Below are 26,657 nucleotides of genomic sequence, written 5' to 3'. Positions count from 1 at the left end.
CACGTCGTGGTGAAGATAGTGTTACGGCAGTGGTAGGTGCATGCGAGCTTTTTCAAAACTGGTTCATGATGTCAGTCAGTTAAATGACTTTTTAGTCACTTCTCAGTTCTCTTCAAGTAAACAATATTTAGTGCAAATATTGTCGACTCAATCACGCGACTTTACGACCACACTTGCGGACGCTGTTTTATTGTTGCTGCCGAATGCTCATGTCATGGGGCATAGTACGCGTAATGTCATTCTGGAGGGGGAGATATTTACCTCTGGTTGCCTGATCAGTGTGACTGAGTTCGAACAAACCACGCTTACTTCTGCTGTACAAACCTACTCTTACTCCCCCGATATTGATGGTGGAGAGCTCAAACGCTCGCTTCTGTTGCAGCATAATTCGCAAGTGATCCTCAGCTTTGCTGTGCAAATTGAACGACGTGACTATCCCTTGTTTCAAACCTTCGCTAGTGAAGAAGTCGTGATCTCTGGAGGTTTGGCGCAGAGTATTGATGATGGCTGTTGGGTGCTATATCAAAACCGAGTTTACGATAATGCCGTGGTCGCCGTAGCTTTGCACAGCGATACCTTGAAGCTATGGACGGATGCGTATTCGGAATGGAACCCGATTGGCATGCCACATAAAGTCACCCATGCAAAAGGAACGCGCTTGTATTGCTTAGGTGAACAGAAAGCGTTGGACGTATACAAGCGTTACTTGGCGGATGGCCATGATGTGACGCTGAGTCAGCTGCTCAGCTTTCCTTTATATCGAGAAAGCTTGGGGCGCAAGGAAGTTTGCACGGTAACGGAGCTGCACGCTGATGGTAGTATGAGTTTCGACAGGCCTTGGTGTCTTGGTGACGAAGTACAATTTTGCTATAACCACCCCTCATTAACGCTCGAACAGGTGCGACATGGTGTGGTTGAGTTAGCCATGCACCAACCTGAAGTCGTGATGATTTTTAACTGCGCGTCACGGTTAGACTTTATTGACAGCAGCGACGAAGTCCAAGCCTTCAAAGATATCGCGACGACGTTTGGTAGTTATTGTATGGGGGAACTGCATGGCGGTATTGGACAGCCAGAAATTCTTCATCACAGTCTGACGTATTTAGCGATGCGAGAGGGAGACGAAGTACAAGCATTGAACTTGCCTAAGTCGCCCGTTAGCTCCTCTATTTCACCATTGTTTAGCTTGATTCGAAATGCGATTGGCGACCTCAACCATATGAACGCGCATATGGGGTATCAACTCGATCGCCAAACGCGCAAGTTACAAGAAAGCTATCGGCGAGATAGTCGCACTGGATTACAAAACCGAGTCGCGCTGCAAGAGCGGCTGAGTAGCATCTATTTGGATGAGCACTTGCTGACTCTAAAGCTACTTAACTTCAGCCATATCAATGAAAAATACGGTTATAGAGTGGGGGATCAGCTACTTAAAGACCTCTCAATGCATTTTACGAATCGACTGCGAAAGCGTTTTGGCATGCCAACGGCTTTGCAGCTTTATAGTATTGGGGTTGGTGAGTGGGCGTTCATATTTAAAGCTGACCAAAGCAGTGAAACCATCAAACAGCACTTTACTCGTTTTGCCGACGCGGTAGAGCAAACTAATTTTGAGCCAATTGGTCTGCGCGAAATAGATTATCTTTCTATCTCGCTGTGCGGTGGCTTAGTGAGTCGTCGAGATTTTCCATCAGCTTCTGCTGATGAGCTATTGCTCAAAGGCATTGAAGCGAGGCGCTCCGGTGTGCGCAGTAATACCCATATCTGCAATGCGAAAGACATCGAAGTCAGTGAGGATGTGCGTAAAGAGCAGCTTGGATGGTTGAGTTGCGTCAGTAAAGCCATTCTCAAACAGAACATCATTACCTATAGCCAGCCGATAGTGCATGCGGATAGCCATAAATTGGCAAGCCAAGAATGTTTGGTTCGCATTTTGGAGGAGGATGGAACGGTGATTGCGCCAGGGCGCTTCCTGCCTATTATTTCCGATACGCATCTTTATACTCGATTGAGTCGGCACATGATCCATTCTACGTTATATTACATGCGAGATAAGCAAGGTGACTTTTCTATTAACTTGTCGCCGCAAGATTTGCTTAGTGATAAAACTTTAATGCTTTTAGAGCATGAAATTTGTCAGCTCAATGACCCTAGGCGAATTGGTTTGGAAGTGTTGGAATCTGAGCAAATCAAAGACTACGGTCGAATGATCGAAGTATGCAGTCATTTCAGAAGTTTAGGAGCGCGTATCATTGTTGATGATTTTGGCTCAGGCTATTCCAATATTGATGAAATCCTAAAGCTGGAGCCGGAAGTCATAAAGCTCGATGGCAGCTTGATCCGTGATATCGATAAAGACTTAAAGCAGCGCAAAATAGCTTCTCAGTTGGTGCGTTTATGTCAGGTGTTTAACGCGGAGACGGTGGCGGAGTTTGTGCACAATCGAGAGGTGTGCAAAATCGCGCAGGATATGGGCGTCGACTATCTGCAAGGTTACTATCTGGGTGAGCCCGCTCGATTGTTTTAATGCTGTTTCACGTGAAACCATTCCAAATAAAAACGCAGCCTTGGCTGCGTTTTTTTATTTTGAGCAATTCGGTTTTAGTTGCGTTAGCTCGGTGATTGCTTGAGAGCGTGTCCACTTTTTTCGGCTTGAAATAGTGCAAGGTAGTGAGCAAAGAATGTGAGCATTTTTTGCTGGTTATTTTGCTCGCCTAGTTGTCCGAGTAAATGTGCAGCGACTTCAAACGTGCACAAATTGCCTTGTTGTTGGTTGCGTCGCAGCTGATATTGCGAGTCCGCCGATGCAGACAGCGCCATAGTAGGGATACTTTCTAACCAACGGCTCTTGTTGATCATCTTGCGCGCCTCTTGCCAGGTGGCATCCAAAATCATAAACAGCGGAGTTTTGGTTTGTTGTTGGCTTTGGAGCGCCACATGTTCGAGTGTGACGCTTTCTTCACTTGGGAATAGAAGCACTGGATACAGCGACGGATCAGCTAATCGAGCGAGCAATTCTGCTGGTGGTTGTTTTCGGTCCCAGATTACTCGCTCAATATTGAGTTGGCACTGCTCTAGTAGCTGGCCGGTATTAGTATCACGCGTCAGTTCATTCGGATGCATCAACAGCAAGATGTTGTGCTCGCTGGTAAGTTTCGGCACCAGTGAGCACATACAGTTGAATTGAAAACCACAATTTGGACACGGTTGCGACATTACAGACGAACTCCTTCGCGCACAGGGCTAACCCCATCCGAGAACAGACGCACGCCACTGATTTGGTTTGGTGTTGCCGTTGGTGCCATGCTTGGGTTGAGTGGGTAGCTAACCCCACTGTATTGCATCACGTGTTGGGCTGCCTTAGATCCGCCACCGCTGACATTAAAAATAAGATCTCGCCAGCCATGAGAGGTTTGTTGGCCGAGCATAATTGGGCTTTGTACCAGTGTGATGCGGCTATTGAAGCGCCACTCTTTTTCGTGATGTTCAAATATCAGCAATGTACAGCCACCGGAACCACACCAATCCAGCTGTACTAATAGCTCTTCGTTACCATCGCCGTTGAGGTCGTAAGTTAGCCAACGGTACTGGTTGTTGTTGGGATTGGTTTGGTGAATGAAGAAGTAGTTGCGCACGGCGGCATCTACTTTGGAGTCAAACTCCGCACTAGAAGGTACGTCTGCACTGCTGATGGGCTTGTTGGCGCGTTTCTCGGCTGGTTGCATCATGCCCTCATCACGAACGGTGGCAGGGTAAAGCACTAAACCACCATCGGCGATTGGGTATACCAAGTTACCGACTTTTTCTTTGGTCGCTTTGAGCTGATTGCCTTCTCGCGTAAACAGTCGCTCTGACATCAGTCTTTGTTGTTGATGATGCGTCATGACGACTTGAACCTGAGACGGACTTAATTGTTGCCAGTACCCACGCTCGATTAACGGTGCTTGCCCATTGGCGTAACTGTATTTTGTTGTGGCGCTGTGGTCTGGGCTTAAGGTCATTTGCACCTCAAAACCTTGTGATTGGGTTGAAGTCGCGACATAGGTATTGGCCCAGCCAAGCGTAGCGTCCACGTTTGCAGCCGTACCACAACCTTGATAAGTGTCGCCATCATGTTTTAGCGTCGCTTTCCAGCCATACAAAGAATCACTCATCGTATCTGAACAGAGGTTTTCTGTTAGGCGAAGTTCACCATCTTGTAGTTGATATGTGCGCTGGCGAGGTTGAAGTTGACTGCTCTTAATCGCTAATTTTGTGGTTTGTTTGCCAATTGGTTGGAATGTCAGTCCATTAGCCTCAAAGCTTGCCGACCAAGAAGGCTCATTACCAAACACGCGAGTTGGTTTGTTTGGTTGCTGACAACGGTTTGGACTTTCCGTTGTGAGGAAGTTCACTTGTTCCACGACAAAGTTAGCATCGAAATCAGCAGAAAACCCATCGATGCCCGGTGGGTTGAGATGGCCGATAACCTCGCCATACATGGTCTGGTAAGGCTCGTTATTTAACTGAATTGCTCGTTGCATTTGCTGTGGTGACAGTTGTAACCAATATTGCTTGTCGCTGCCACAAGGCATGATGTATTGGCTCTCGTGACCGACGATCACTTTTCCACGTAGCATAAAGGTTTGAGGTTGAATGGTGTCAGGCTTATCTAAGGTGGCTGGTGGAGAAGCTGGGTCGGCAGCGCCAGAATGTGGCGGCTGCGAACTACATGCTTGCAGAACCAGCAGAGTGGCAAGCGCCACTGGGTTTTTCAAAGCCTTCATGTTATATCTTCCTCATTATTGTTACTCAATCGGCATCGGATGGCATTATGGCATATTGGTTATTTAAAACTGAACCAGATACCTTTTCTATTGACACGCTTCGAACCCAAAAGGTTTCATGTTGGGAGGGAGTTCGTAATTATCAGGCGCGCAATATGATGCGTGACCAAGTGAAGGTGGGCGATTTCGTCCTGATTTATCACTCTTCTTGCAAGAATGTTGGCGTTGCCGGTATTGCTAAAGTCGTGAGAGAAGCCTATCCCGATCATTTCCAGTTCGATCCCGAAAGCGATTATTACGACCCAAAGTCAGACCCAGACAACCCGCGTTGGATTATGGTGGATGTCGAATTCGTGCGTAAAACGACGCGAGTGATTCCGTTATCGGTGATGAAAGCGATGCCTGAACTTGAGAACATGCCATTAGTGAAACGTGGAAATCGCTTGTCGATCATGCCTGTGACAGAAGAAGAGTGGGAAGCGATCCTTGGCAAAGAGAAGTTGCCAAGTCAGCGATAAAAGAAAAGGGCTGCTAATGTGCAGCCCTTTGTTATTGTTTGGAGTATTGCAGCTTACAGCAAGTGATCTTGTAGGTAGTGTGCAACCGCATCTTCTGCATTGCTGCCAATCACTTCGTTATTTGGCAATGCTTTCATCACTTTCTCGTGTGATGTACCCATGACCAATCCTTTACCTGCCATCGACAGCATTTCTACGTCATTCATGCCATCACCAAATGCCACGCAATTTTCTAACGTGAGGCCGAGTTTTTTCGCTACCGCTTCAAGAGCATGGCCTTTAGACACACCTGCACTCATTACTTCCAAGCACCATGGTGTTGAAAACGCAATATTCAGCTTATCGCCAAATTGTTCACGTAGTTTGTTTTCAAACACCACCAAGCGTTCGTGGTCTTGTGCTGGATGGGTGAAGAAGATTTTCGCAATACCGTCAGTTGGTGCTTGGTCTTCATCGAATAAGACGTATGTGAATTCGTCATGGAAATCACGCAATGTTTCGTCGTCTTTGTTCATCAACCAACTGTCATTTTGATACATGTGGATAAGTATTTCTTGATCGTGCTTGATCGTGTCGATCACGCCTTGAACCAGTTCTGCAGGGACATTCTCGCTGTACATCAACTGATCTTCCTGGTCATGCACACGGGCACCGTTCGAGGTGATCATGTAAGCCGGAATACCGACCTGACGACGGATGCTCGCAACGTCTACGTGGTGACGGCCTGTTGCAAAGACAAAGGTGTAACCCTTTTCATGCAGCGCTTTTAGCGTCTCTTTTGAGTAAGCACTGAGCTGATGGTTTGGTGCGAGTAACGTGCCATCCAGATCAGAGGCAACGATTTTAGTGATCTCTTTGCAAGGTAGCGATGTGCTCATGAAGTCCTCGTAAACGGTTTGGATAGTGTGGAACAGGTGATTGCAAACGGAGTACAGCAGACTGACTAGATCATGCTGCTCCGAATGCGGGGGAACTTTGGTCGGTTGCATCTGCATGGTTCAACGCAGCCAGACCCAAGCAGTGTACGTCAAAATGAGGATGAAAAAGAGGGTAAATCAATGTGCAGACATTTCCTCTTTAATCATGGCCGTGAAATGGTCGCCTAGAGTTCTTATTATGTTTTTTCGTTTGGCGATGATTTCGGGTCATTCATAAAGCGGAAGATCGCATCGAGTGCTTGATTACGATACTGGTCGGTCTCGAATAAGATCTCATGCTGTGCGCCTTCGATAGAAAGTAGCTCCGCATGTGGGTTGGTTTTACGCAATTTATCGATAAAACGTTTTTGTGCCAGATTGCTGACAATACGATCGTTCCCAGCTTGAATCAGGAGCACCGGTACTTTGACTTGGCGAGTCAATAAAAAGCATTGTTTTGCTGCCATTAGCCCTTGCCATACCCATCGTGTGCTCGGTCCACCGACTTGCAGTTCCGGTTTTTCCGTATAGAGATTTCGGAACCATTGGTAGCGACCATAGCTTTGGCTGAGCGGGTTATCTTCAAAGGGCTTAGGAAAGTAGGCCTGATGTCCTGGCGCATAACGTGGCAAAGTCGATACCGCTGACATAATCTGTGTCACTGGAATCGCTATTGGCGATAAGTACCATGGCAGATTAATACCAAACATAGGCGCACTGAGAATCAAACCAGTAAAGGGATGTTCTGGGTGAGTTTGCAGATAACGTGTAGCGATTGCGCCGCCCATGGAGTGGGCAATGATGAAACATTGCTGATAGTCGCTAAGGTCGTGTTTGTTTACGACCACGTCCATATCGTCAATATAATCAGTAAAGTCATAGACGTGACCCATATCTGAGTCAGACAATAGACGATCTGATAAACCTTGTCCGCGGTGGTCAAAGGAATAGACGTCGAAGCCTTGGCGATAGAGATCGTAAAACAGTTCTTGGTATTTCCAGGAAGACTCAATGCGCCCATTAACGATGAGCACGGCTTTTTTATGTTCTGGGTTGGTCAGTTTGCACCAGTAAATGTTCTTTTTCTCAGTTCCTTTAACAAAGCCTTCTTGGCGAGTTTGCCAAAGTGCCGCGATCGGACCACCAATTGCTTGCTCAAATAATGACTCTTGAGTATAAGTCAAAGGTGAATGGTTAGTAGCCATTAGTCGATTACCTGAAGATACGTTGTTTACGCGATGTATCATCGAAGAATTAGTGAGGAAATGCAATGGATACCCACGTCTGGTTAGCTTATGTAGTAACTGCAATCGTTTTTAGTTTGGCTCCGGGGTCTGGCACGGTGAACTCAATCAGCAATGGTTTGAGTTACGGTACTCGCAAATCTTTGGGGGCTGTGATCGGTCTCCAAATTGGTTTGGCCATTCACATTGCGTTAGTTGGGGCGGGAATTGGTGCGCTGGTCGCACAGTCGGCAACGGCATTTTCTGTCATTAAATGGGTTGGTGCGGCTTATTTAGTTTGGTTGGGTATCCAGAAATGGCGAGACACCTCCAGCTTGGTGGCGGCTGAGAGCCACAAAGACATGTCTGGCATGGCACTCTTGTACAAAGCTATTTTGATTAACCTGACGAACCCTAAATCGATTGTTTTTCTGGTGGCGTTGTTTCCACAGTTTATTGACCCGGCACAAGACCAACTGACGCAACTGTTGGTGCTTGGTGTTACGACTGTTGTGATCGACGCGTGCGTGATGTTGGGTTACACCACCTTGGCGGCGCAAATGGGACGTTTTATTCGCTCCGATAAAATCATGGGGAAAATAAACAAAGTCTTCGGTTCAATGTTTATGGGTTGTGGTGCATTATTAGCAGCTGCAAAGTCATAAGCCATTTATAGGTCCTTCTTTAGCATGAATACAACGTATGTTGCTCGCCAGCCGATCTTTAACCGCAAAAGACAGACGCTGGGTTATGAATTGTTGTTTCGAGATGGGGAGAGTAATGCATACCCTTCGCATATTGAGTCAAACCGAGCAACATACCGATTAATTGTCGAGAATTTCCTATCACTGGGCACTAACCCAGTGATTGCTTCTTCGCGATGCTTTATCAATTTTCCTCATCAAAGCTTGGTGCGCCGCTTACCGCGCAGCTTGCCAAAAAACAAAATCGTCGTCGAAGTTCTGGAAACTTGCCAGCCGACCGATGATCTTCTCGATGCGATTCGCGAGTTGTATCGAGAAGGTTATTTGATTGCGCTGGATGATTTCACCTTAACGCCGGAGTGGCGTCGCTTCTTACCTTACGTGCACATCGTTAAACTCGATATCATGGCAATGGGGCTGGAAAAAGCGTGTGCGTTGGTCAAAGCTCACCTTGCTAAACGCGTCAAATACCACTTTTTGGCGGAGCGTGTTGAAACCGCAGAAGAGTTTGAGCAAGCCAAAGCGGCTGGCTTTAAGTTTTTCCAAGGCTACTTTTTTAGTAAGCCATTAGTTTCGCAAACAAAATACGTGAGCCCTGAGCAAGTGTTAGCGCTACAGCTTTTTCGTGAAGTCTGCTCACCAGAGCCAGACTTTACTCGTATTGAAACCATCATTACGCAAGATGTCGCGTTGTCGTACAAATTATTGCGCTTTGTAAATACGCAAGCGCCAAACCTCGCTGTCGAAATCAGCTCGTTTCGTCAGGCCTTGATCTATCTTGGTCAGGATAATCTTAAGCAGTTTGTCTCCTTGGTCGTGGCGTCGTATATCTCTAGTAACAAGCCTCGAGAGCTGTATCACCTTTCATTACAACGAGCGCAGTTCTGCCAATTAATGTCGCGTTATCAGCCATTTTCCCACCTCAACGAACAAGGGTTTATGGTCGGCTTATTATCGATTTTAGATGCGATGCTTGATTTGTCGGTGGAATCTTTAGTCAAGCAATTGCCACTTAGCGAATCTGTACAACAAGCCTTATTACATCGCAAGGGGGTTTATGGTGCGCTGATTTCTCTGGAAGAGTGTTACGAGCGTGCCGACTGGTCAGGCGTCGAAAAAATCACGACGCAGTTGGGGTTGTCTTTGGAAGAGGTCAAGCTCTCGTTAGGTGAAGCGGTTCGCTGGAGTCAAAACGTCGCAACTGCGTAAATTTCTGCCGTATCTTTATTCTCTCTAACCGTTCTTCTCTCAATCTTTATTAGCTGTTTCGATGTGAAACTTTTATGACGATTCTGGGATCACTCTTGACGACATCCTAGAGTTAAATAAGTATATACGCATATCCATATATAGGTATGTTTATTATGCTTCCACATCAGTTTTTCAAGCTGTTATCCGATGAAACGCGCGTACGTTGTTTAATGCTAGTGGCCCGTGAAGGCGAAACTTGCGTGGGTGATTTGGCGTTTGCGTTGCAAGAGAGTCAGCCGAAAGTTTCTCGTCATCTTGCTCAGTTACGCTCCAGTGGCATCTTGGTGGATAAACGCCGAGGGCAATGGGTGTACTACGAGTTATCGCAGCAATTACCAGGTTGGATGCGTAAGCTGATTGAAGACTTAGTGGCATCAAACTGTTTGAAGCAAGAGTACCAAGACGACATCACACGCTTGCACGATAAAAGTCGTGAGGCTTGCTGTTAATAGCAAACAGAGATTCAAGGTAGAAGATTAAAGGGTAAAACTATGACAATTAAAGTAGGCATTAATGGCTTTGGCCGAATTGGTCGTTTAGCACTGCGAGCGGCATTCGACTGGCCAGAGTTAGAGTTTGTGCAAATCAACGATGTCGCAGGTGATGCAGCGACGCTTGGCCACTTATTAGAGTTCGATTCAGTGCAAGGTCGTTGGCACCATGAAGTGCAGGTTGAGGGCAATGAGCTCGTCATCAATGGCAAGCGCATCGCCACGACTCAGCAACGTGACATTGACGCCGTGAACTGGTCTGGCTGCGATGTTGTGATTGAAGCGACAGGTGTACACCGCAAAACCTCGTACCTAGACCAATACCTCGATCAAGGTGTGAAGCGCGTGGTGGTGAGTGCGCCAGTGAAAGAAGAAGGCATTGCGAACATTGTTGTTGGCGTGAACGATCATATTTTCGACCCTGAAAAACATCGTATCGTGACAGCCGCTTCATGCACAACAAACTGTATTGCGCCTGTGGTGAAAGTCATTCATGAGAAGTTGGGCATTGAGCAATCCTCTTTCACGACAATTCACGATTTGACCAATACGCAAACCATTTTGGATGCGCCACATAAAGATCTGCGCCGTGCTCGTGCGTGTGGCATGAGTCTTATCCCGACCACTACCGGTAGTGCGACAGCAATTGTGGAAATTTTCCCAGATTTAAAAGGCAAGATTAACGGCCACGCGGTACGTGTACCGTTGGCGAATGCGTCATTGACCGACATCATCTTCGATGTAAAACGCGATACCACAGCAGAAGAAGTGAATGCTTTGCTGAAAGAGGCGTCGGAAGGGGAGCTAAAAGGCATTCTTGGCTTTGAGGAACGTCCGTTAGTGTCGATCGATTACAAAGGCGACCAACGCTCAACCATCGTTGATGCACAATCCACCATGGTGGTTGGCTCACGAATGGTGAAGATTTACGCCTGGTACGACAATGAAATGGGATACGCAACGCGCACCGCAGAATTGGTTCGAAACGTTGGTCTGGCATAACAGGAGTTCATAATGTCTCATCCTACATGGCAATTAGATTTGGACTCTGGTGCATTAGTCCTAACACCGTGCCCGGGCACCAAAGGCGTCGAGTTGAAAGCGTCGTTGGAACAGTTGAAGGAGCAGGGGGTTCAAGCGATCGTTACTGCATTGGACGATAGCGAGTTAGCCGCGAAAGACGTTGCGGCTTTGGGTGACATCACTCAGCAGCTGGGCATGAAATGGTTCCAGATCGAGATTGAAGATGACTGCGCACCAAGTGAAGAATTTTCGGCGAAGTGGCAACAAGCCAGCCCGGAACTGCATGCGATTCTTGCTCAAGGTGGCAAAGTCGCGATGCACTGCATGGGCGGCTCGGGTCGCACAGGTTTGTTTGCGGCTCACTTGTTGCTAGAGAAGAAATGGCAGTTAGAAGATATCGTGCGAGAAGTGCAAGCTCTTCGCCCTGGTGCGTTTACAAAACCGGTGCAGCTTGAGTACATCGAACGCGTGGCGAAAGACGCTTGATCAGCTTAAATAGCTTTTGGAACATCATGATCCAAAAGCTATTTTCCAGTTTATATAATGGAAAATAGGTCAGCAGTAAAACTAAAGATTTTAATTTAAGCTTTTGTTTTTATTGGTTATCTTTGTCCATTTTTAAATTTCGGTGTGTTTGTGAATTCGAACTAAGGTTGTATCGCCTTATGGTTGGTGTACAGGTTAATAAGCATTTGGCACATGATGATCTAAATGCTTCTATCGCTGTACATAAGAGGTCAATATGATTTCTCAATTGAGCAAAAGTATTCGTCAGTACATGTTAGTGACGTTTAACTATTGGAACTTTACCGTGACCGACGGAGCGCTGCGTATGCTGGTGGTGCTCTATTTTCACGACTTGGGTTATTCCACGTTAGCTATTGCCTCACTGTTCCTTTTCTATGAATTTTTTGGTGTGGTGACTAATTTGATTGGTGGGTGGTTGGGCGCAAGGTTAGGCCTGAACAAAACCATGAACATTGGTTTAGCGATGCAAGTGTTTGCGTTGCTGATGCTCGCAGTACCAAATGCATGGCTGACCATTCCTTGGGTGATGGCAGCGCAAGCTCTGTCGGGGATTGCCAAAGATCTGAACAAAATGAGTGCTAAGAGCGCGATTAAAACGCTAGTACCAGACGAACAGCAAGGTGCACTCTACAAATGGGTGGCGATTTTGACAGGCTCGAAGAATGCACTCAAAGGGGCGGGCTTTTTTGTTGGTGGCTTGCTGTTGTCTTGGGTGGGCTTCCAAAACTCGATGTTTATTATGTCGAGTGTGCTGGCATTGGTGTTTGTTTGCAGCATGATCTGGCTAGAAGCAGACATGGGTAAAGCAAAGAGCAAACCTAAGTTTCGCCAAATTTTCTCCAAGTCCGAATCTATAAATATTTTATCTGCGGCGCGTATGTTCTTGTTTGGGGCGCGTGATGTGTGGTTTGTGGTCGCTCTGCCTATTTATCTTGGCAGTGTGTTTGGCTGGGATCACTTGTGGGTCGGTGGCTTTTTAGCCGCATGGGTCATTGCTTATGGGTTTGTGCAAGGCTTTGCGCCGCGTATTACTGGCAAAGCGCAAGGTCGCGTGCCTGATGGTAGTGCAGCATTAGTATGGGCAGGAACTCTTGCGTTAATTACGGGCGGTATTGCTTATGGTGTGCAAATCGGCTGGCAGCCTGAGTTGGTAATTGTTGTGGGGTTAATGATTTTTGGTGCTGTGTTTGCCATTAACTCTTCACTTCACTCGTATCTGATTGTGAGCTATGCCAAAGGCGATGGTGTGTCTCTGGATGTTGGCTTCTATTACATGGCCAATGCGATGGGACGTTTGATTGGCACGGTATTATCGGGTTGGATCTACCAAGAGGCTGGCCTTGCGGCGTGCTTATGGGTCTCCTTTGCTTTCTTGGCGCTGACGACGCTGATTTCGATTAAGTTGCCAAAAGCTAACGTTGCTACTGCGTAACTATCCCCAGTATTGCTATCTGTAGATGGTATAAATGGCTCCAAATCGGAGCCATTTTTGTTTCTTATGCGCCGTTGATGTAATCAAACTGTGTGGGTTTGGCATCGAGAGTGAATGCTGATGTTTGGTTCTCGTTAATTGATTAGAGTGGCGATGAAATCCCCGTTGTAGGTCATTGTTGCGTTAAAAATAAGCAAAAACAGATTGTTAACCATTTCACTGGCTGAGATTTACCCTATGCTATAAACGATAAGCGACTCAAAGTAGGGAAAGGTATGAGAGAAAGGGTTCTGTTTTTTGATTTATTGCGCTGCTTTGCTGCGGTGGCAGTGATCGCCATTCACGTCTTGGCCCCTTATCGAAATGAGTTAGGAGTGATTCCGTTTGACCAATGGTTGACGGCCGTAGGCGTTAATAGCGTTACCCGCTGGGCGGTGCCAGTTTTCATTCTGATCACCGGAGCGTTGATGCTCAGTGACACTCGACCATTTGACGGTAAGTATTATATCAAAAGGCGTTTAGGCAAAGTCCTAGTCCCATTTCTTATTTGGTCGATGTTTTATGCATACCTCTCTGGCTGGACGGCTCAAGGGTTTGACTTTGAAACCGTAAAAGAGGTGTTAAGCAATAGCCCATTTCACGCAACGTATTACCACCTCGGTTTTTTCTATTACTTTATACCTCTGTATTTTGTGATTCCGTTGTTCCAATGGATGGTACGCAACGTTGATGACAATGTGTTGTATACCTATCTCGCATTTTGGCTTTTCACCAGCACGCTGTTTTTGTTCAAGATTGATGGTCCGTGGAGTAACCAAATGTGGCTCTACATGGGTTACCTTCCTCTGGGTTATGTTCTATTTCAAAAAGTGCCTTTGAACCGCTCTATGGTGACCTTATTTACAGGGTTTGGCCTCGTCGCGTTGGCTGTGACATTTACTATGGTCGTGACGAACAGTTTAGAGGCGGAGAAGTACACGGTTGGACGCTGGCTTTCTTACAAAACACTGAATGTCATTCTAGCGGCTTCGATGATTTTCATGATAGGTCGTTACTTTGGGGAAGGCTTGTCACCAAAAGTACAAAAAGTGGTGAGTGTGATCAGTCAGCACAGCTTGGGGATTTACTTACTTCACCCAATTTTCTTATGGCCGATGAAAGCGTTTGGTTGGTACACCGGACATCCCGCATGGGTGATTCCAGTCTGGATCATTATCAGTGGAGCTGGAGCCTTGGCGATGAGCTATCTCTTTTCTCGCTCTGCCAAGACTCGTTGGTTACTGCCTTAACGTTTGATGGCGAAGTGAAGGAATTTGTTACCACGATAGGTTAGCGTTCCTTTATCTCCAGGGTTGAGTGCATGGTAGTAGTGCACTCCAATTTGGAACTCTCGTTTAGGGCCAATAGAACCGCGTTGGACATAAATCCAATATTCTTGGTCGTCTTGGCCTGGTGGTGCATCTGGGACGTCGATAGCTTGCTTATCTAAAATAGTTACCTGTGCACTTTGTTCTGGAGCATCTTCGCCTACATAGTGCTTGCTATAGAAACGAAAAAATACCCATGCGCCCAAAGCAATAAGGGCGAACAGGGCAACAATAAGTGAGATTGGCATGTTAACCTCCGATGTTTCATTGAGCTCTATTCTACAGAACTCACTGATGAAACGATGAGTTGAGATAACTTATTCATAATCTAATGAAAGGGACATGAATTTTATTCGGCGCACTTCACGGTTTATCTCAATGGGGACGCGATGAAATCGTTGCTTCATCTGCAAGCTACGTCACTAAAGCTGAACTAAGCAGCTTTCACTTGTCTGGCTATATGCGCTCAAGGGCACAAATTGAAAGTAAAATTGCACTTAACGGCTCGAAAAAGCTCTAAATTTATAGAAGAATAAAAATAACGAACACGGGAAGGGTCTGGTAAGGAGGGTTACGATGTCAGATATTGAAAAAGTAGTCATGCGTACCCGAACGATCGAAAAACTTTTGCGTACTCAGTACCATGCAGAAGGGAAAGGGTTACACCAACTTATTAATAGTTGTGAAGAACGTTTACCACATGACGTGATAGCGAAACTTCGTTTTATCGCTACTGTGCGTAATAAAGTGGTTCACGAAGACGATTATAAGCTGGATGATCGGAAAGGCTTTATGGCGGCATGTGACGCTTGCGAAAAAGAGCTAACGCCAAGAAGCTCTCGTTTTATTTGGCGTGCAGCAATTTTGCTAATGACGTTGATTACGCTCGCCGCTCTTGGTTTCTACTACATGCACTGGGATATCTTGTCCAAACACATACAGTAGAAAAACACAGATAAATAAAAAAGGACGCATTTGCGTCCTTTTTTATTTTTAATCAGTAGGTTAGTACATCATTGGCAGTGTCATTAAACCCACAACCACTGCAATCATTACCAGCCCTTGTTTTTGAGAAGATGAAATCATAACACTACCCCTTAATCTTTGATGAACTCGATGAATTTAATATAGCACTGTTTTTGGGGTTTGATCAACATATGCTCGATAATCTTTTCAAAAAATACACTTAACTTGTCTTTTTTTACGTGTTTTTGACTAATGAAACTGTGTTTTTTGTGTTGTATTTAAAATGCTCGCATTGTGTGATTGTTGTTCGTGTTTGATTTAAGTGTATGATTTTAAAGTGTCAATATTGGTTTGTTGTTGGCTTGGAAATTGTTTTTTGTTTCGGTTGGTATGTTGATTGCCTATTTTGTCTGTGTTTCTCAAAAATTGAGAAAATAAAAAGATGTGCTATGGAGGTGCATCATTGAGTTGCGGTGTGGAAGGGGAATTTTCTTATCTAATGAGAAAATATGGGCTTAAAAAGTGTTTAGTGATTTGATGGTTTATGAAGTCGGTGTTTTCGATGGTTATTGAGAGTGTTGCTTTATTTATCATTAGCTTACGTTCGCTATTTGATGTTTTTGTTATTGAGTTAAGTTTGATTTTTCATGTCGTTCTAATCTGTTCATCGGTGGTTTCTACTATCTTAGCTCGCTACCAAGACGATTTTCTGTTTTGTGTCTGTTATTTATTCTTGTTGCCTGTGATGTATACAGTCTGATGGTTTAGTCATCAGTTTTTGAAGTGATGGGTTACCAAGGCCATTGGGCTGCTTTTTAGTTAAATGGCCTGACTAAGCGCGGGTTATTGTGGCCGTGTGATTTGATGAACTTGGCTCATGGGATAGGGCTCTGCCCCATATTTATGGCCGTCATTAAGGCTCATCGACTTAATTGTTGTGCAGACTGAGGGTTACAAAATGTTTCGAATCGCTAGCGAGATCCAACTTTCGCAGATTGTGTCTTTACATCAAAACTGGTCTACCTAGACTAGCGGCGAGTTTAAGTAAAAGGTGTATACGGCATGTGGAGTTGGCTGGCGATAGGGCTATCAGGTGTGTATTCCGTGTTGGGAGCAAAACAAGCTAACCCGACACAATCCCTCGTGTTTAAAATCTTTACTCTGCTACTTCTTCTTGTGTTGGTGTTAACTCAAGGCGCATCCGCAACATATACCTACTGGATTGCGGGTGGGCTTCTTGTGTCTATGGTGGCAGATACGCTGCACTCGTTTAAAACTCGTAAGCTAATTTACTTTGCTGCGTATTTGCTTGCTCAGGTGTGCTACAGCAAGTCATTTTGGGTGCAGCTTAATGGTGAGATTGTCTGGTGGCTGTTGGCCCTACTGCTCGCAGCGAGTATCGTGGCGTTCTTTTTGTTGCTACCTCAACTCGACTCTCTGGTGTTTCCCGTTGTGATCATGGGGATGATGCTGGTTCAGCTTGCTTGGGCGGCAGGTGAAGTTTGGTTGCAGGCCCCGAGCTATGCCAATGCTATCGGTTTCAGCGGAACTCTAGTTTTGATCTATTCGGCGTTGGCGTATGCGATACACGGTTACCGAAAACCGATGAAACACGCCTATTTGTGGGTAAGTGGTAGCTACTTCTTTGCCCACGCCCTCATTGTTGCCTCTATCATTTACTAATTTAAGTCAAAGCAGCTCACGAAGATTTCAGTAAACTGGACGTATTGTTCTTGATGACTGGAGTCAATAATGAGTGAAATCCATGCCCACGAGCTGCTAAACCTACTTCGAGAAACGCCAATGGATCGCGAAGCGCTGGCACAGCACTTTGGCAACACCGTTCGCTTTCACACCTGTAAACTGAATGATCTAGACTTAGATACATTGCTAGCATTTTTGCTCAAGCGCGACAAAATCCGTGAGCTTGAAGGTAAGTTTGTGGTCAATATGGCGCGTGTCTGCAATCACTAAGCGGCGGCTATGATGTGAGGGTGAATATGCTGTTTTCGCCCTCAGCCATGTACTCACGTTGTCAGTTTGCTATACACTGGCCGCCATTTTTTAGGTGAGGCCAGAATATGGACATTCTTTCTGCAGCGACCATGCTGTTTCTAATCATGGACCCTCTCGGTAATTTGCCGATTGTGTTGTCTATTCTCAAGCACATCGATCCTAAGCGTCGCCGTAAGGTATTGATTCGTGAACTACTGTTTGCCTTACTAATCTTGATGTTGTTTCTGTTTGCAGGACAAAGCATCTTAAGTTTTTTGCATGTCCAGCCAGAAACGCTCAGCATTTCAGGTGGCATTATTCTCTTCATTATCGCGATTAAGATGATCTTTCCGAGTGCTGGCAGCATCACTGGACTGGCGGCAGGCGAGGAGCCCTTTATTGTTCCGATGGCCATTCCTATGATCGCGGGCCCTTCAGTGATTGCAGCATTGCTTTTGCTATCTTCACAGCATCCAGAAAAAATGTTGGAAATGTCCGCATCAGTTGTGATTGCGTGGGGCGCAACATTTTTTATTCTAATGTTTTATGGCTTCTTTAATCGTTTGTTGGGCGAGCGTGGTCTAAAAGCGGTAGAGCGTTTAATGGGCTTGTTGCTGGTGATGATCTCCACTCAAATGTTTTTGGATGGTGTTAAGAGTTATCTTGGGTGACGGAATAAACGCAATAAAAAAGCCGCTCTTGAGAGCGGCTTTTTAGTATTTGGGCGATTACATCATGTGTTTACGACGAATATCGAGCAGGGCAAAAATACCAAAGATCAGGATGGAATATTTTTCCCAACTGCTCATTTTAATTTTGTCGCCAAATGCGCCAATGAAGATGGCCATTTGCAAACCGTGCATGATGAACAAAAAAGCGGTCATGATGTACAGCGCAATCGCGGCATTGCCGGGAAACGGCATAAAGATATTGAGGATCAATACTAACCAAACAAAGGCGATAGCCGCTTTGGCCAGCATAATTAATGCTTTCATTTAAGTGTCCTTTTAAATCGAGGCGTTATGCGGAGGTACGTTCATACAGACGGTAACTCACTTGGCCTGCTGTTTTTTCTCGATGTAATTGCCAGTTTTCTGGTAAGTCGGCAATATTGAGTTCTTTTTCTGTTTCAATATAAATCATCGCATCTTCCGCGAGCCAGCCATTTTGTTCTAGCAGAGCCACGGTCTCATCCAATAGACCTTTGCGAAACGGTGGGTCAATAAACACCACATGGTGAGCAGAACCCGGTTGCTTCAAAAAGCTCAGTGCGTCGGTATTTACCACTTGGATGTTGTTCGCGTTAAGAGAGGCAACATTCTTTTGTAACTGTTGGAAAGCTTGTGGGTTCAGCTCGACCATGGTCACTTGCTCTGCTTGGCGCGAAGCTGACTCAAATCCCAAGCCGCCAGAGCCAGCAAACAAGTCGAGACATTTTGCCTGCGGCACATCTTGAGCTAACCAGTTAAACAGCGTTTCTTTGACGCGATCTGTCGTGGGGCGTAAGCCTTCAGCATCGTGTACAGGAAGTTTTCTGCCTCTCCATAAGCCACTAATAATGCGAACAAAGCCCGTTGTTGGCTTTTTTTGTGATGAGTTTTGCTGGCGACGTCTTACCATAGATTTTTTGACCGCTAATAAAGTGATACTATATCTAATCGCCCAAGCAGTGAGCTTGGAGCTTGGATACAGCCCAGAATATTCAAGATGACAGAGTGTAACACTAATAAGATTAGAATTACCTAATCGGAAAGTTTTCAGAACTTTGTCATTAGCCTTTTTTAGACAGATAATAATCTTGTCAAAAAAGAGTCATTAATAGATAAAAGAACAATCTAGGATAGCCCCAGATGACGGAAAAAAAGAAGCGCGGATTACTTTCGTGGCTAGGTTTTGGTGACGAAGAACAAAGCCCAAAACCAAAAACTGAAGAAACAGTAAAAGAAGAAGCAGTGGAAACGCCTTCTGAAGAGCAGCAAACCGACGCGGCTGCTGAGCAAGCGGAAGCAACGCCAGAACTTGAAGAAGAATCGAAAAAAGCGGAGGCTGCCCCAGCAGAAGCAGAAGCAGAAGCAGAAGCAGAAGCAGAAGCAGAAGCAGAAGCAGAAGCAGAAGAGCCTCAAGTGCCTGCTGCACCTCGCGTTCAAGAACAAGAAAAGCCAACAGAGAGCTTTTTTGCTCGCCTCAAACGCAGCCTAAGCCGCACAAAAGCAAACATCGGCGCTGGCTTCTTCGGTCTGTTCAGCGGTAAGAAAATCGATGAAGACTTATTTGAAGAGCTAGAAGAGCAACTGCTTATTGCTGATGTGGGCATGAATACCACAACAAAAATTATCAACAACCTGACAGAAAAAGCCACACGTGGCGATCTGAAAGACGGCGAAGCCCTTTATGGTTTGTTGAAAGAAGAAATGGCTGAGATTCTTTCTAAAGTCGAACAGCCACTAGAAATCGACAGCAACAAAACGCCTTACGTCATCTTAATGGTTGGTGTAAATGGCGTGGGTAAAACCACGACCATCGGTAAGCTTGCCAAGCAGTTCCAAACTCAAGGCAAAAAAGTGATGCTTGCAGCGGGCGATACTTTCCGTGCCGCAGCGGTTGAACAGCTACAAGTATGGGGTGAGCGTAACAACGTTCCTGTGATTGCCCAGCATACTGGTGCAGACAGTGCTTCTGTTATTTATGATGCGATTGAAGCGGCAAAAGCACGTGGTGTGGATGTTGTGATTGCCGATACCGCGGGTCGTTTACAGAACAAAGCGAACCTAATGGAAGAGCTGCGTAAGATTGTACGTGTGATGAAGAAAATTGATGACTCTGCACCACACGAGATCATGCTGACGCTAGACGCAGGTACAGGGCAAAATGCCATCAGCCAAGCGAAACTTTTCAGTGATGTTGCCCCTCTAACCGGGATTACCTTGACTAAGCTGGATGGTACAGCGAAAGGCGGCGTAATTTTCGCTATTGCTGATCAGTTCGGTATTCCAATTCGTTACATTGGTGTGGGTGAAGGTATCGAAGACTTGCGTCCATTTGAAACTCAAGAGTTTATTGACGCACTGTTTAGTCGTGAAGAATAAAAAGAGTTAGAGGAAATCAACGGTGATCAAATTTCAGCAAGTAAGCAAAGCTTACCGAGGTGGTCGACAAGCACTGCAAAAAGTCGATTTTCACCTGAGGCGCGGTGAAATGGCGTTTTTAGGCGGGCATTCCGGGGCTGGTAAAAGTACCTTGCTGAAATTGATCTGCGCGATAGAGCGACCAACTGATGGGAAAATCCATTTTAATGGTCACGATATCACGCGCATTCCAAGCAAAGACATCCCTTTTTTGCGCCGCAATATTGGGATTGTTTTTCAAGATCATCGTCTATTGATGGATCGCAGCGTATACGACAATGTCGCTCTGCCAATGCGCATCGAATCGATTTCTGAAAACGAAATCAAACGCCGTGTTTCTGCGGCGTTAGATAAAACGGGCTTACTCGATAAAGCTCGTTGCCTACCTAGTCAACTTTCTGGTGGTGAGCAACAACGCGTCGGTATTGCTCGTGCCGTAGTCAATCGACCAACGTTGCTGGTAGCTGATGAGCCGACAGGTAACCTCGATCCCGAACTATCCAATCGCGTATTGCGTTTGTTCGAAGAATTTAATCGTGCTGGAGTGACCATCTTACTCGCCACGCACGATGTGGGGTTAGTAAACACTCGCCCACAGTATCGTCATTTTGAATTAAACCAAGGCTTCCTAAGTGAGGTAGAAGACTATGGCAGGTAACAAGCACTCCCAAAAGAAGGGGAAAGGCCGCAGTGCCAAGCGTGCAAATACCGATGGTTTTTTCTCTGTCCACGCAAAACAAGCAAAATCCTCTTTTAGCGCCTTATGGCAACGACCTTTAGGTAATATCCTGACCCTAGCCGTGATTTCAATGGCACTTGCTATGCCAGCTTGTTTGTATCTACTGGGCAAAAACGTCGCGGGTGCCGCGGAAGATGTGGCATCTCCCTCGCAAGTTAGTGTTTACTTAGTAGAAGGCATGCCGGATGCACGTGTGATGGTTCTCAAAGATCAAATTGAAACTTGGCCTTTGGTAAAAGAAGTAGAATATATTTCTCCACAGCAAGGTCTGTCTGATTTGAGCCAATATGCAGGATTCGATCAGGCTATCAGCCTTTTAAGTGGCTATGCGCTACCCGGTGTGTTGGTGATTACGCCAGCCTCGGAGCTAAAAAGTGATATTCAGTCATTAGCCAAAGACGTTCGAGAGCAACAAGACGTGACCGATGTGAGACTTGACGAAGACTGGCTGGCGCGTCTTGATGCGATCAAAACTCTCGCGAGTATTATTGTCATTACTCTGACAGTGTTGATGCTCGGTGCGGTATTTTTAATCGTTGGCAACACGTTGCGATTTAATGTGCTGGCGAATAAAGAAGAGATTCAAACCATGAAACTGATCGGTGCGACGGACAGTTTTATTCTGCGCCCTTATTTGTACACGGGGATGTGGTTTGGCGTATTAGGTGCCACCATCGCGTGGTTGGTAACGGCTTTAGTGACCATTGTTATGAATAGTGCGGTGGAAGATCTTGCTGCATTGTACGACAGCCAGTTTCGCCTGATTGGTCTAAGCTGGGATGAATCTTTGCTATTAATCATCATTGGTAGTCTTTTGGGATGCATTGCGGCGCGCTTTTCTGCGCAACGACATTTAAAAGAAATTGAACCAGTTTAAGTGATGAAGGTCTTACTACTTGGATTTTATTAGCACTAGCTAATCTGGATCCCTTGTTTAGACCGAATGTTTATGGATAATTGCTTCCCCTTCTTGAAACTTGTTCATTTTGAGTTCAAGATATCGAAGCTAAATTTGCAATGTAATGCTCCAGATCAGAGATTGATGAGGAATTGAATGACAAAAGAAGCGTATCCGATGGCTCTAGTCACGCAAGATAGCCTTGATAGCTATATTCGCTCAGTAAACAGCTACCCAATGCTGACTGCAGACGAAGAGCGTGAGCTGGCAGAACGATTACACTACAAAGGTGAGATTGAGGCTGCAAAAGGTCTAATTCTTTCGCACCTACGATTCGTTGTTCACGTTGCTCGTGGTTACTCTGGCTACGGTTTGCCAATGGCGGACCTTGTGCAAGAGGGTAACATCGGTCTAATGAAAGCCGTTAAGCGTTTTAACCCAGAAGTAGGGGTTCGCTTGGTGTCTTTTGCTGTCCACTGGATCAAAGCAGAGATCCACGAATACGTGCTACGTAACTGGCGTATCGTGAAAATTGCGACCACTAAAGCGCAACGTAAGTTGTTCTTCAATTTGCGTAAGTCGAAAAAGCGCTTGGGTTGGTTTAACAACGGTGAAGTCGAAACCGTTGCGCGTGAGTTAGGTGTTGAGCCTTCTGAAGTTCGCGAGATGGAATCACGCTTAGCGGCGGTGGATTCAACCTTTGATATGCCAACTGATGAAGACGACAGTTCAAACGCTTACACAGCGCCGATGCTATACCTAGAAGACAAATCGTCTGATGTGGCCGACAACATTGAAGCCGCCAACTGGGAAATGCACACCAACAATCGCTTGGGTCATGCATTAGCGAGTTTGGATGAGCGTAGTCAGCGCATCGTGCGTTCTCGTTGGTTAGATGATGAGAAAGCAACATTGCAAGACTTAGCTGATGAGTTCGGTGTTTCTGCCGAGCGTATTCGCCAGCTAGAAAAAAATGCAATGAAGAAACTAAAATTGGCCGTGGGTGAATTTTAATTTCCACTGCTAATTGAAAGTAAGATTTTCATAGAAAGCCGAGATCATGTGATCTCGGCTTTTTTATTGTCGATCGAAAATCGATAGCGTTTGCGATCCGGATTTTATGTGCTACCTGTGTATAACTCTGTGAAGTAATTATTTATCAACTGTTCGAAACCCGGACAAAATAAGGGATTCAAGCACTTTTCCATCTGGGGATAGTTATAGATATACACACAGTTAGATCAGGATCATCACTACATATTGTGGATCAAAAGATCCAAATACACTTTATCAACGCAATTCACAGCTTTATCCACAAATGGTTGGAATGTGTACACTTTTGAAAGCCCTGATTATCCATGTGTCTAAGTTTGCCGTTGGATAGGTTACAATAGCGGCAGTATACCCAAGCGGCTTCAAATATAGATTTTATGCTGTACCACGGGTGCTGATTAGCACGTTAGGTTCGAGGTTGCTTGGGTATATTCATAAGAGAATGAGAAAGTAAATGGATCAGTTTAAGCATATCGATGTACAAGGTGCGCAAGCGCTGCTCGAGCAGGGTGATGCGAAGCTTGTAGATATCCGTGACCCTCAATCGTTTGCCGTTGCGCATGCGGAGTCCGCGTATCACTTAACCAACGATACGATCGTTGCGTTTATGGATGAGGTGGAGTTCGAGCAACCCATTCTGGTGATGTGTTACCACGGCATTAGTAGCCAAGGTGCCGCACAATATTTAGTTAACCAAGGCTTTGAACAGGTGTACAGTGTGGATGGTGGCTTTGAAGCCTGGCACCGAGCAGAACTACCGATAGTGAGAAGTTAATGAAGAGATTGGTAACGTTAAATAATCCACGTATGGCGCAAGCCTTTATTGATTATATGGCCTCTCGCCAAATTGACATCGAAATGATGCCAGAAGGAGACGGGCAATTTGCGCTGTGGCTGACCGATAGCCAACATGAAATAGAAGCGGAAGCTGAACTTAAGCTGTTCCTTGCTAACCCGTCTGATTCAAAATACAGCGCCGCCTCGTGGGACGTTGCCGATACTCGCAAGAGCACATTTCATTATTCTAGCCCGAGTATTATGAGCATGGTCAAAGCAAAAGCAGGCCCAATGACTTTGCTGATCATGACGGTGTGTACCATCATCTACTTGTTACAAATGTTTGGCTTTGGCAATGGCGTGTTTAAGTTGTTGCACTTCCCGGCTTTTGAGGGGCAACAATGGCAAGTGTGGCGATGGCTAAGTCATGCGTTACTGCACTTTTCAGTGACTCACATCGTGTTCAACTTACTATGGTGGTGGCAGTTGGGTGGCGACATCGAACGTCGTCTCGGTTCCGGTAAGCTATTGCAACTCTTTGTAGTATCAGCAGCGCTTTCTGGGGCTGGCCAATTCTATGTTGAAGGGGCAAACTTCGGTGGCTTGTCTGGCGTGGTCTATGCGTTGCTTGGTTATTTGTGGATATTGGGTTACCGCTTGCCACATTTAGGCCTTACGCTACCCAAGCCAATCATCGTTTTTATGTTGGTGTGGTTAGTACTTGGTTTTGTGCAGCCGTTCATGGCGATTGCAAACACCGCTCACTTGGTGGGTTTACTGTCGGGGATGGCGATTGCGCTGTTTGATTCAGGCAAGATGAAATACCAACAGCAAGCCTAAAGCTGAAATGAAAAGACCGCTTAAGAGCGGTCTTTTTTATGTTCAAAACGATTTGGGTTTATTGGTAAAGGTATTTTGTAAACAACAAATCGGCAATAATGGTTTTACCTGTTTCAGGCAAAAGTGTTTCGTTGAGGGTCGTCACTAAGGTTTTGCGCAGATCTTCTCGGCCAGAAAGGGACTTAATGGTATCTTCCGTTTGCTTACCCAGTAATTCAATCACTGCATCGCGAATCAAAGGTTGGTGATGCTCAACAATTGATAAATCTTGTTGGCTCATTACCATGATGTCGATGCGCACTTGCACATAACCTAACTTTTTGCCTTTGGTGTAAAAGTTAGTAGTGAGATCAGGCTCAAGGGTAAAGTATGCCAACTTAGGTCCAGCTTCTTCCGTTTCAGCCCAACTTGGTGCGGCGAACAGTATGGTTAACGCAAAAATAATTTGGGCTATATAACGTTTGTACATATTTCTAACTTTTCTTTCTCTGGATCGCGATATTCGAATCGCTTCAGTCTTGATACAATGGGCCGTCTATAACAAATAACGGAACTTACGGTTACATACATTACTATGGACGGTAAGTTGTTGCTTTATTGTACGCATAAAGCCTCCAATTGAATACTAGTATGAATCAGCCAACATCACTCTATCTTGCTTCTTTATTGGAAGTAGAGTGGCAAAACCCCGAAGAATTCGAATTTCCAAATGAATTTGCCAAGCACTGGCTTGAAGAGCAAGGGTCTTTGTCACGTCGTTTAAAGCAACACTGCCAAGCATTAACGGTAGAATTGCTACAAAATCAGATCGTCACTGCGGCGACGTTAAAACAGGACGAAAGCCAGTTATTGTCCGAACAAGATTGCTTACTGCGAGAGGTAATTTTGTGTGGTGACAATGATAACTGGGTTATCGGACGGACATTAATTCCTCGCTCAACCTTAGTTGATCAGCAGTATGATTTGGCTCAACAAGGGGATATCCCTTTAGGACTAACAGTGTTCAGCGCAGACAACGTTGAGCGAGACTCTTTGCAAATGGGATGGGTAGCCGTACCAGAAGGACGTTTGTTAGCGCGACGCTCAAGGTTGTGGATGAATCACAAACCGATGCTGGTCGCCGAGTTATTCTTATCTAATTCACCAGTTTACGCTAAGGAGACAGTGTAAATGTCCGCAGAAAAAGCCAAAGCATATTGGCAACTGATGCGCATGGATCGCCCGATTGGTTCACTGTTACTGATGTGGCCAACGATTTGGGCGCTAATTATCTCAGCCCAAGGGATGCCGAGTTGGGATGTATTTATCGTATTTGTATTGGGTGTGTTCCTAATGCGTAGCGCGGGGTGCGTGATTAATGATTTTGCTGACCGCAAAGTCGACGGCCATGTAAAACGTACCAAGCAACGCCCACTGCCATCAGGGAAAGTGACAGCAAAAGAAGCGATTGGATTATTTTTGGTTTTGGGTATCAGCTCATTCTTGTTAGTGCTGACCATGAACCCGTTGACGATTCAGCTATCCTTCGCTGGCATTGTGTTGGCGTTCATTTATCCATTTATGAAGCGTTACACTCATATTCCACAACTCTTTTTAGGCTTAGCGTTTAGCTGGGCAATTCCAATGGCGTGGGCTGCACAAACCGGGGAGCTACCACTGATAGTTTGGTTTGTGTTTCTGATTAACGCTCTGTGGACCATTGCTTATGATACTCAGTATGCGATGGTCGATCGCGATGATGATTTAAAGATTGGCATTAAGTCGACGGCAATTTTGTTTGGTCGTCATGACAAACTCATCATTGGGGTATTGCAACTGATTACACTCGCGATGTTGGTTTGGTTAGGGCAGTTCTACCAATTGGGACAAAGTTACTACTGGACCCTTTTGATTGCAGCGTCGTTGTTTGTTTATCAGCAGCACTTAATTCGTCACCGTGAGCGGGAGTTGTGCTTTAAGGCTTTTCTCAACAACAACTATGTTGGCATGGTGATAGCGATAGGATTATTGGTCGCATTTTGGTAAGCGAAGAAATAAGAAAAAA

Annotated in this window: 29 protein-coding genes; 21 read left to right on the top strand and 8 right to left on the bottom strand. The window is 45.5% G+C overall.

What is annotated here, in order from left to right:
• The first annotated feature begins 40 nt into the window (after window positions 1-40).
• Window positions 41-2,527, top strand: a complete 2,487-nt coding sequence (locus L3V32_RS23850; RefSeq protein WP_237285404.1) for an EAL domain-containing protein — start codon at window positions 41-43, stop codon at window positions 2,525-2,527.
• Window positions 2,528-2,610: 83 nt separating this feature from the next.
• On the opposite strand, the gene L3V32_RS23845 is transcribed toward L3V32_RS23850, so the two are convergent.
• Window positions 2,611-3,216, bottom strand: a complete 606-nt coding sequence (locus tag L3V32_RS23845) for a tRNA-uridine aminocarboxypropyltransferase (protein WP_237285402.1) — start codon at window positions 3,214-3,216, stop codon at window positions 2,611-2,613.
• Window positions 3,216-4,766, bottom strand: a complete 1,551-nt coding sequence (locus tag L3V32_RS23840) for a COG3650 family protein (protein WP_104974694.1) — start codon at window positions 4,764-4,766, stop codon at window positions 3,216-3,218. Before L3V32_RS23840 ends, L3V32_RS23845 begins: the two co-directional genes overlap by 1 nt.
• Before the next feature lie 47 nt (window positions 4,767-4,813).
• Here L3V32_RS23840 and L3V32_RS23835 point away from each other — a divergent pair, with 47 nt between their 5' ends.
• Entirely contained in the window at window positions 4,814-5,284 is a 471-nt protein-coding gene (locus L3V32_RS23835) for an EVE domain-containing protein (RefSeq protein ID WP_006743014.1), read from the top strand.
• A gap of 53 nt (window positions 5,285-5,337) precedes the next feature.
• Here the strand turns inward: L3V32_RS23835 and L3V32_RS23830 are convergent, their stop codons facing one another.
• Together L3V32_RS23830 and L3V32_RS23825 are read right to left on the bottom strand one after the other, a co-directional pair.
• A complete protein-coding gene (locus tag L3V32_RS23830) occupies window positions 5,338-6,162 on the bottom strand; it encodes a Cof-type HAD-IIB family hydrolase (protein WP_005393831.1) in 825 nt (274 codons plus the stop codon).
• A 236-nt stretch (window positions 6,163-6,398) separates the two neighbouring features.
• Window positions 6,399-7,406 carry an alpha/beta fold hydrolase gene (locus L3V32_RS23825; RefSeq protein ID WP_047010230.1) on the bottom strand — a complete coding sequence of 336 codons (1,008 nt, stop codon included), beginning with the start codon at window positions 7,404-7,406 and terminating at the stop codon, window positions 6,399-6,401.
• 65 nt (window positions 7,407-7,471) lie between these two features.
• Between L3V32_RS23825 and rhtB the strand changes: the two genes are divergently transcribed.
• The 7 genes from rhtB (at window position 7,472) to L3V32_RS23790 (ending at window position 14,142) form a co-directional block, all read left to right on the top strand.
• The gene (rhtB, locus tag L3V32_RS23820; RefSeq protein ID WP_005393828.1) at window positions 7,472-8,089 is read left to right on the top strand and encodes a homoserine/homoserine lactone efflux protein; all 618 of its coding nucleotides are present in this window, start codon (window positions 7,472-7,474) and stop codon (window positions 8,087-8,089) included.
• Window positions 8,090-8,113: 24 nt separating this feature from the next.
• Window positions 8,114-9,337, top strand: coding sequence for an EAL and HDOD domain-containing protein (locus L3V32_RS23815; protein ID WP_005393827.1), 1,224 nt, complete (start codon window positions 8,114-8,116; stop codon window positions 9,335-9,337).
• A 155-nt stretch (window positions 9,338-9,492) separates the two neighbouring features.
• Window positions 9,493-9,828: a metalloregulator ArsR/SmtB family transcription factor gene (locus L3V32_RS23810; protein ID WP_005393826.1), complete on the top strand. Its 336-nt coding sequence runs from the start codon at window positions 9,493-9,495 to the stop codon at window positions 9,826-9,828.
• Window positions 9,829-9,870: 42 nt separating this feature from the next.
• Window positions 9,871-10,872, top strand: coding sequence for an ArsJ-associated glyceraldehyde-3-phosphate dehydrogenase (locus L3V32_RS23805; RefSeq protein WP_005393824.1), 1,002 nt, complete (start codon window positions 9,871-9,873; stop codon window positions 10,870-10,872).
• A gap of 12 nt (window positions 10,873-10,884) precedes the next feature.
• On the top strand, window positions 10,885-11,379 hold the full coding sequence (locus L3V32_RS23800; RefSeq protein WP_237285400.1) for a cyclin-dependent kinase inhibitor 3 family protein: 495 nt from the start codon (window positions 10,885-10,887) through the stop codon (window positions 11,377-11,379).
• Window positions 11,380-11,635: 256 nt separating this feature from the next.
• Window positions 11,636-12,853 (top strand): organoarsenical effux MFS transporter ArsJ, encoded by a 1,218-nt coding sequence (gene arsJ, locus L3V32_RS23795; protein ID WP_237285398.1) that lies wholly within the window; start codon window positions 11,636-11,638, stop codon window positions 12,851-12,853.
• A gap of 275 nt (window positions 12,854-13,128) precedes the next feature.
• Window positions 13,129-14,142, top strand: coding sequence for an acyltransferase (locus tag L3V32_RS23790; RefSeq protein ID WP_005393819.1), 1,014 nt, complete (start codon window positions 13,129-13,131; stop codon window positions 14,140-14,142).
• On the opposite strand, the gene L3V32_RS23785 is transcribed toward L3V32_RS23790, so the two are convergent.
• On the bottom strand, window positions 14,139-14,468 hold the full coding sequence (locus tag L3V32_RS23785) for a DUF2500 domain-containing protein (RefSeq protein ID WP_012841295.1): 330 nt from the start codon (window positions 14,466-14,468) through the stop codon (window positions 14,139-14,141). The genes L3V32_RS23790 and L3V32_RS23785 overlap by 4 nt on opposite strands.
• 328 nt (window positions 14,469-14,796) lie before the next feature.
• Here L3V32_RS23785 and L3V32_RS23780 point away from each other — a divergent pair, with 328 nt between their 5' ends.
• The 4 genes from L3V32_RS23780 (at window position 14,797) to L3V32_RS23765 (ending at window position 17,852) form a co-directional block, all read left to right on the top strand.
• Window positions 14,797-15,165, top strand: coding sequence for a hypothetical protein (locus L3V32_RS23780; protein ID WP_005393815.1), 369 nt, complete (start codon window positions 14,797-14,799; stop codon window positions 15,163-15,165).
• 1,083 nt (window positions 15,166-16,248) lie between these two features.
• Entirely contained in the window at window positions 16,249-16,869 is a 621-nt protein-coding gene (locus L3V32_RS23775) for a lysoplasmalogenase (RefSeq protein ID WP_134648295.1), read from the top strand.
• 69 nt (window positions 16,870-16,938) lie between these two features.
• Window positions 16,939-17,160: a YecH family metal-binding protein gene (locus L3V32_RS23770; protein WP_053807604.1), complete on the top strand. Its 222-nt coding sequence runs from the start codon at window positions 16,939-16,941 to the stop codon at window positions 17,158-17,160.
• A gap of 107 nt (window positions 17,161-17,267) precedes the next feature.
• A complete protein-coding gene (locus L3V32_RS23765) occupies window positions 17,268-17,852 on the top strand; it encodes a YhgN family NAAT transporter (protein WP_005393807.1) in 585 nt (194 codons plus the stop codon).
• Between the two features lie 57 nt (window positions 17,853-17,909).
• Here the strand turns inward: L3V32_RS23765 and L3V32_RS23760 are convergent, their stop codons facing one another.
• Window positions 17,910-18,176: a DUF1145 domain-containing protein gene (locus L3V32_RS23760; RefSeq protein ID WP_005378704.1), complete on the bottom strand. Its 267-nt coding sequence runs from the start codon at window positions 18,174-18,176 to the stop codon at window positions 17,910-17,912.
• Between the two features lie 25 nt (window positions 18,177-18,201).
• Window positions 18,202-18,801, bottom strand: a complete 600-nt coding sequence (rsmD, locus tag L3V32_RS23755; protein WP_005378702.1) for a 16S rRNA (guanine(966)-N(2))-methyltransferase RsmD — start codon at window positions 18,799-18,801, stop codon at window positions 18,202-18,204.
• Window positions 18,802-19,031: 230 nt separating this feature from the next.
• On the opposite strand from rsmD, the gene ftsY reads away from it, so the two are divergent.
• From ftsY to glpG, 6 genes are all read left to right on the top strand, one after another.
• Window positions 19,032-20,267 carry a signal recognition particle-docking protein FtsY gene (gene ftsY / locus L3V32_RS23750; RefSeq protein WP_237285396.1) on the top strand — a complete coding sequence of 412 codons (1,236 nt, stop codon included), beginning with the start codon at window positions 19,032-19,034 and terminating at the stop codon, window positions 20,265-20,267.
• Between the two features lie 22 nt (window positions 20,268-20,289).
• On the top strand, window positions 20,290-20,964 hold the full coding sequence (ftsE, locus tag L3V32_RS23745) for a cell division ATP-binding protein FtsE (protein ID WP_005393800.1): 675 nt from the start codon (window positions 20,290-20,292) through the stop codon (window positions 20,962-20,964).
• Window positions 20,954-21,922: a permease-like cell division protein FtsX gene (ftsX, locus tag L3V32_RS23740; RefSeq protein ID WP_237285395.1), complete on the top strand. Its 969-nt coding sequence runs from the start codon at window positions 20,954-20,956 to the stop codon at window positions 21,920-21,922. The genes ftsE and ftsX overlap by 11 nt, the downstream gene beginning before the upstream one ends.
• Before the next feature lie 177 nt (window positions 21,923-22,099).
• Entirely contained in the window at window positions 22,100-22,957 is an 858-nt protein-coding gene (rpoH, locus tag L3V32_RS23735) for an RNA polymerase sigma factor RpoH (protein ID WP_005378693.1), read from the top strand.
• Between the two features lie 493 nt (window positions 22,958-23,450).
• Complete coding sequence (glpE, locus tag L3V32_RS23730; RefSeq protein ID WP_005378691.1) at window positions 23,451-23,771, top strand: thiosulfate sulfurtransferase GlpE; 321 nt, start codon at window positions 23,451-23,453, stop codon at window positions 23,769-23,771.
• Window positions 23,771-24,613, top strand: a complete 843-nt coding sequence (gene glpG / locus L3V32_RS23725; RefSeq protein ID WP_046874382.1) for a rhomboid family intramembrane serine protease GlpG — start codon at window positions 23,771-23,773, stop codon at window positions 24,611-24,613. Before glpE ends, glpG begins: the two co-directional genes overlap by 1 nt.
• 58 nt (window positions 24,614-24,671) lie before the next feature.
• Here the strand turns inward: glpG and L3V32_RS23720 are convergent, their stop codons facing one another.
• The gene (locus tag L3V32_RS23720; protein ID WP_046874381.1) at window positions 24,672-25,082 is read right to left on the bottom strand and encodes a flagellar basal body-associated protein FliL; all 411 of its coding nucleotides are present in this window, start codon (window positions 25,080-25,082) and stop codon (window positions 24,672-24,674) included.
• A gap of 161 nt (window positions 25,083-25,243) precedes the next feature.
• On the opposite strand from L3V32_RS23720, the gene L3V32_RS23715 reads away from it, so the two are divergent.
• Both L3V32_RS23715 and ubiA read left to right on the top strand, forming a co-directional pair.
• The gene (locus tag L3V32_RS23715) at window positions 25,244-25,783 is read left to right on the top strand and encodes a chorismate lyase (RefSeq protein ID WP_005393781.1); all 540 of its coding nucleotides are present in this window, start codon (window positions 25,244-25,246) and stop codon (window positions 25,781-25,783) included.
• Entirely contained in the window at window positions 25,784-26,638 is an 855-nt protein-coding gene (gene ubiA, locus L3V32_RS23710) for a 4-hydroxybenzoate octaprenyltransferase (RefSeq protein ID WP_005393780.1), read from the top strand.
• Window positions 26,639-26,657 lie beyond the last annotated feature (19 nt).

Source organism: Vibrio sp. J2-4 (assembly GCF_021728155.1).
Lineage (GTDB): Bacteria > Pseudomonadota > Gammaproteobacteria > Enterobacterales > Vibrionaceae > Vibrio > Vibrio diabolicus.
This window is presented reverse-complemented; position numbering and strand designations above follow the sequence as displayed.